The sequence below is a fragment of the Flavobacterium sp. genome, assembly GCF_044377315.1.
Classification (GTDB): Bacteria; Bacteroidota; Bacteroidia; order Flavobacteriales; family Flavobacteriaceae; genus Flavobacterium.
This window is the reverse complement of record NZ_JBILJG010000049.1, coordinates 1-5,045: the sequence shown is the minus strand read 5'-3', so window position 1 is coordinate 5,045 and position 5,045 is coordinate 1. Positions and strand designations below refer to the sequence as shown.

Below are 5,045 nucleotides of genomic sequence, written 5' to 3'. Positions count from 1 at the left end.
AGCGCTGCAACAGGATCAATATTTGGATCACGAATGATATCTTCATAATGCCACTGAACTGTGTCAATCCAGTTTTTAAAATATAATAAATGTTCAATTTTATCTTTTGGATATGGATTGTTAATAGGTTGATCAACACTGTCATGGACATGATAATCTTTGATACTTTGTTCAAATATAGAATAAGCAAATTTTGAAAACATAACGATATATTTTTTTTACAAAGATAGTTTTTATACTTTTAAACTTGAAACTTGAAACCTTAAACTTGAAACAAAATTATGCATATTCATTATATTTCGGAAAACAACAGTATTCTTAATCATTTTTTGGCTCAAATTCGTGATGTTTCCATTCAAAAAGACAGTATGCGTTTTAGAAAAAATATCGAGCGAATAGGCGAAATTATGGCTTATGAACTAAGTAAAACATTAGAATATAAAAGCATTGATGTGCAAACACCACTTGGAATTAAACACACAACAACTATTGCTGACAATGTGGTTTTATGCTCAATTCTTCGTGCCGGATTGGCTTTGCATCAAGGATTTATGAATATTTTTGACAATGCCGAAAATGGTTTTGTTTCTGCCTATCGACACCATCCAAATAATGATGATGCATTTGAAATTTTGGTCGAATACCAAGCTGCTCCTTCATTTGAAAATAAAAATTTGATCTTGATTGATCCAATGTTGGCAACTGGTCAATCGATTGTGGCTGTTTTAAACAAATTGCATTTGGAACAAAAACCTAAAGAAATTCATCTTGCTGTTGTAATTGCCGCTCCAGAAGGAATTGCTTATCTTGAGGAAAATCTTCCAGCAAATTGTCATCTTTGGGTTGCTGCGCTTGATGAAAAATTAAATGAGAAAAACTATATTGTTCCTGGTTTGGGCGACGCTGGCGATTTAGCTTACGGAAGTAAATTATAATTGAGAAAAATAGCTAAATAAACTCAAGCCAACCAAAAAATAGACTACAACTTCTTTTTGCCACTTATTTTGTGCTGTTTCAATATGAAAAGTGGCCATTATGGCTAATGGCGCAAAAGTAAAGATTAATACATCATTGCTTTTTTGTGGCGACAAAAAATAAATTACAATTCCTAAAACAAACCACATAATTACTTTTTTGTACGAAGACTGCGAAATCATTGGTCGATTAGACAATGTTGAGAAAAATGAAACTACAAAAAACAATGCAACAGTCGCATATAATGAAAGTGAGATGTTTTCATAAACCGATTGGAAATACTCAATTCTAATGTCAATAATTGCATTTTGAAGGAATAAGTCTGTCCAGTTTTTATCAAAAATTAAGGCGCTAACTATAAATAGAATTGCCACCGTTAAAAATGCAATAAAAGGTAAAATCCAATTTCTATAATCGCTTGAAACGTGAAAAATTATGGATACAAAAACCAATATAATGAACAAAATGCACCAATAATGAAAAATTGCTGCTAGAAATATCCATAAAGAAGCATCAAATATTTTTTCTTTCGGGGCTTTTAATGATTGAAGCGAGATTAGTCTTCGTAAACCTAAAAGTACGAAAAAGTTAGCGACAAACAATCTTAAGTTTTCTAAAACCGTTGGAAAAAACAAGACTAGTAATAAATAGAAAAAAACCGCGTAAGTACTGTCTTTGCTAAGACCATTTTTTTTTATGATAAAATTTACAACAAATAATGAAGCCAAAAGCATACTAATTCCAGCTCCTTTTTTTGTTACTTCTATCATCGTCATTTCTACTGTTCCATGATTTATTACATAGAAAAAATAGAAAAAAAGCGTTGCTAAAAGAACAAATAAGTAATTAATTGGTGTAGATTTTCTAAAAACACTTGCTATCATGAGGATATTTTATACTTTTGTAAATGTAAATATAATACTTGTTTAAAAAATGAAAACATTTTTCGAAGGAATACAGTGGATTTTTGAAAATATTCTTTTTATACCTCAAAACTTTTTTAGAAAACTAGAGTTGTCAAACTGGTTTTTGGCCAATATCTTCAATTGGATTTTGATGATTGTTTGTGCTTACTATATAGTTTATTGGTGTAAACAATTAGCTATTCATCAAGACAACAACGAAGAAAACCAAGATACAACAGCTCATTCTTTCTTAAAATAAGTCTAAGCCAATATCTTTTCTAAAATACATCTTATCAAAATGTAGCTTTTCTATGTTTTGATAAGATTTTTTTGTGGCTTCTTGAAAATCATTTCCAAAAGATGTCACCGCTATTACTCTACCGCCGTTTGTAACAACTTTTCCATTTTCTAATTTTGTTCCAGCATGAAAAACTAGCGAATCTTCAATATTTTCAATACCTGAAATTTGTTTTCCTTTTTCATAATCTTCAGGATATCCGCCAGAAACAACCATAATGGTAGCAGCACTTCTTTCGTCAATTTCTAATGAAACTTCATTTAGTTTTTCATCAGCAACCGCTTGAAACAATTCTACCAAATCAGATTTTAATCTTGGAATCACAACTTCTGTTTCGGGATCACCCATTCTAACGTTGTATTCTATTACCATTGGCTCACCTTTTACGTTGATTAAGCCAATAAAAACAAATCCTTTGTATTCTATTGCGTCTTTTTGGAAACCATCAATTGTGGGTTTCACAATTCGGTTCTCAATTTTTTCTAACAAAATTGCATCTGCAAATGGTACTGGAGAAACGGCTCCCATTCCGCCTGTGTTTAATCCTGTATCGCCTTCTCCAATTCGTTTGTAGTCTTTTGCAGTTGGAAGAATTTTGTAATTTTTACCATCGGTTAAAACAAAACAGCTTAACTCAATTCCGTCTAAAAATTCTTCAATAACCACTTTTGAACTTGCTAGTCCAAACTTAGCATGAACTAGCATATTTCTCAGTTCATCTTTCGCTTCATCCAAATCTTGAATGATTAGAACACCTTTACCTGCCGCCAATCCATCAGCTTTTAAAACGTATGGAGGTTGTAGAGTTTCCAAGAATTTACATCCTTTTTCAACCGTTTGCGCCGTAAAACTATCATAAGCTGCGGTTGGAATTTTATGTTTAATTAAAAATTCTTTGGCAAACTCTTTACTGCCTTCCAGTTGCGCACCAACTTTTGATGGTCCAATTACTGGTATAGTATTTAATTGAGCGTCATTTTTGAAAAAATCATAAATTCCATGAACCAATGGATCTTCTGGGCCAACCACAACCATTGAAATATTTTCTTTTAGCACAAATACTTTTATTTCTTCAAAATTCAAAATGTCTAGGTTAATATTTGTTGCAATTTCGGAAGTTCCGGCATTTCCAGGAGCTACAAAAAGGTTTTTGCATTGTTTACTTTGAAGCATTTTCCATGCTAATGCGTGTTCTCTTCCGCCCGAACCTAGTAGTAAAATTGTCATTGTGTGTGTTGTTATGTTGTGTTGCAAAAATAGTTTGTTTTGAAGATATAATGATAAAAAGTTTTTAGTTTTTAGTTTATCATTTTGTGATTTGCTATTTTTGATGAAAATAGACATTTCGTGTTCAAACTTTTCGACTTATCACTTATTTTAAATGGTTTTCCCATAAAGAAAGCCAAAGTTGCTTTTGAAAAAATTCTCTCTGTTTCTGATGAAAATTATGAAGGATATGTACTTCAAAAAAGAACGGAAATTACCGAATATCATTTAAAAAACAATCCATATTATCGTGAAATGGTCGGTAAAGATTCTTTTGAAAAATGGGAAAATTTACCCGTAATGACCAAAAAAAACTTTCAAAAACCATTGAAAGAAAGACTTTCGGAAGGATTTACACCCAAAAACATTTATGTAAATAAAACTTCAGGTTCAAGTGGCGATCCGTTTATTTTTGCTAAAGACAAACCTTGTCATGCACTAACTTGGGCAAGTGTAATTTTTAGATTTGGTTGGTTTGGAGTCGATTTTAACACTTCGTATCAAGCTCGTTTTTATGGCATTCCGTTAGATTTTATTGGAAACAAAAAAGAGCTTTTAAAAGATTGGTTAAGTCGAAGATATCGCTTTTCTGTTTTTAATTTATCCGATGCAGTTTTAGAAAAATATTTGGCTGTTTTCAAAACTAAAAAATTTGATTATATCAATGGATACACGAGTTCAATAGTGTTATTTGCCAAATTTTTGCAGAAAAAAAATATTGTTTTAAAAGACATTTGCCCTACTTTGAAAGTTTGTATGGTTACATCTGAAATGCTTTTTGAAGACGACAAAATTTTGCTAGAAAATCAATTTGGAATTCCTATTGTAAATGAATATGGAGCTTCAGAACTTGATTTAATTGCTTTTCAAAATCCTAATGGAGAATGGCAAGTGAATTCCGAAACTTTATTTGTTGAAATTATTGATGAACATAACAACGTTTTACCTTATGGACAAGAAGGGCGCGTTGTGATTACTTCTCTCTATAACAAAGCACATCCATTTATACGATATGACATTGGTGATATTGGGATTTTGGATGAAAAAAGCACTTTAAAAAAACCTATTTTTAAGAAATTAATTGGTAGAACAAATGATGTTGCTATTTTGCCAAGCGGAAAAAAATCGCCAGGTTTGACTTTTTATTATGTTACCAAAAGTATCATTGAAGACGACGGAAATGTGAAAGAATTCATTGTAAAACAAACCCAACTAGACACTTTTGAGATTGAATATGTAAGTGAAAAAGAATTGAATTCAAACCAAATTTTAGAAATTGAAAAAGCTATTCGATTGTATCTTGAAGACTATTTGAATTTTATTTTTACTCGAAAAGATAAATTACAAAGAAGTAAAAGTGGTAAGTTAAAACAGTTTCAGTCGATGCTAAAATAAAATATAATCCATAAAACAAATAATATGAGCCAAAATTTGATTATTTCAGAAGAAACAATTTCAAATAAAATTTACTTTATTAGAAATCAAAAAGTAATGATTGATAGAGATTTAGCATTGCTTTATGGTATAGAAACACGAGTTTTAAAACAAGCTGTTAGAAGAAATATTAATAGATTTCCTGAAGATTTTATGTTTGAATTATC

7 protein-coding genes are annotated in these 5,045 nt (G+C 30.7%); 4 read left to right on the top strand and 3 right to left on the bottom strand.

Going from position 1 to position 5,045, the window contains the following annotated elements; translation table 11 throughout:
• Window positions 1–203: DUF4254 domain-containing protein (locus ACIQ66_RS11215; protein ID WP_396212884.1), on the bottom strand; the 203-nt coding region annotated here is incomplete at its 3' end.
• Window positions 204–281: 78 nt separating this feature from the next.
• Between ACIQ66_RS11215 and upp the strand changes: the two genes are divergently transcribed.
• Window positions 282–935, top strand: a complete 654-nt coding sequence (gene upp, locus ACIQ66_RS11210) for a uracil phosphoribosyltransferase (protein WP_396212883.1) — start codon at window positions 282–284, stop codon at window positions 933–935.
• On the opposite strand, the gene ACIQ66_RS11205 is transcribed toward upp, so the two are convergent.
• Window positions 930–1,859, bottom strand: coding sequence for a DUF6427 family protein (locus ACIQ66_RS11205; protein ID WP_396212882.1), 930 nt, complete (start codon window positions 1,857–1,859; stop codon window positions 930–932). The genes upp and ACIQ66_RS11205 overlap by 6 nt on opposite strands.
• Window positions 1,860–1,908: 49 nt before the next feature.
• On the opposite strand from ACIQ66_RS11205, the gene ACIQ66_RS11200 reads away from it, so the two are divergent.
• Window positions 1,909–2,139: a uracil phosphoribosyltransferase gene (locus tag ACIQ66_RS11200; RefSeq protein WP_396212881.1), complete on the top strand. Its 231-nt coding sequence runs from the start codon at window positions 1,909–1,911 to the stop codon at window positions 2,137–2,139.
• Here ACIQ66_RS11200 and purD read toward each other — a convergent pair.
• Entirely contained in the window at window positions 2,131–3,405 is a 1,275-nt protein-coding gene (purD, locus tag ACIQ66_RS11195) for a phosphoribosylamine--glycine ligase (protein WP_396212880.1), read from the bottom strand. The genes ACIQ66_RS11200 and purD overlap by 9 nt on opposite strands.
• A gap of 120 nt (window positions 3,406–3,525) precedes the next feature.
• On the opposite strand from purD, the gene ACIQ66_RS11190 reads away from it, so the two are divergent.
• Both ACIQ66_RS11190 and ACIQ66_RS11185 read left to right on the top strand, forming a co-directional pair.
• Window positions 3,526–4,839 carry a phenylacetate--CoA ligase family protein gene (locus tag ACIQ66_RS11190; RefSeq protein WP_396212879.1) on the top strand — a complete coding sequence of 438 codons (1,314 nt, stop codon included), beginning with the start codon at window positions 3,526–3,528 and terminating at the stop codon, window positions 4,837–4,839.
• Window positions 4,840–4,863: 24 nt separating this feature from the next.
• Window positions 4,864–5,045 (top strand): ORF6N domain-containing protein (locus ACIQ66_RS11185; RefSeq protein WP_396212878.1); only part of this gene is annotated, 182 nt, incomplete at its 3' end.

Coding starts and splice junctions, on each gene's coding strand:
- purD (WP_396212880.1), bottom strand. CDS start 3,405: ATGACAATTTTACTACTAGGTTCGGGCGGAAGAGAACACGCATTAGCA.
- upp (WP_396212883.1), top strand. CDS start 282: ATGCATATTCATTATATTTCGGAAAACAACAGTATTCTTAATCATTTT.
- ACIQ66_RS11200 (WP_396212881.1), top strand. CDS start 1,909: ATGAAAACATTTTTCGAAGGAATACAGTGGATTTTTGAAAATATTCTT.
- ACIQ66_RS11205 (WP_396212882.1), bottom strand. CDS start 1,859: ATGATAGCAAGTGTTTTTAGAAAATCTACACCAATTAATTACTTATTT.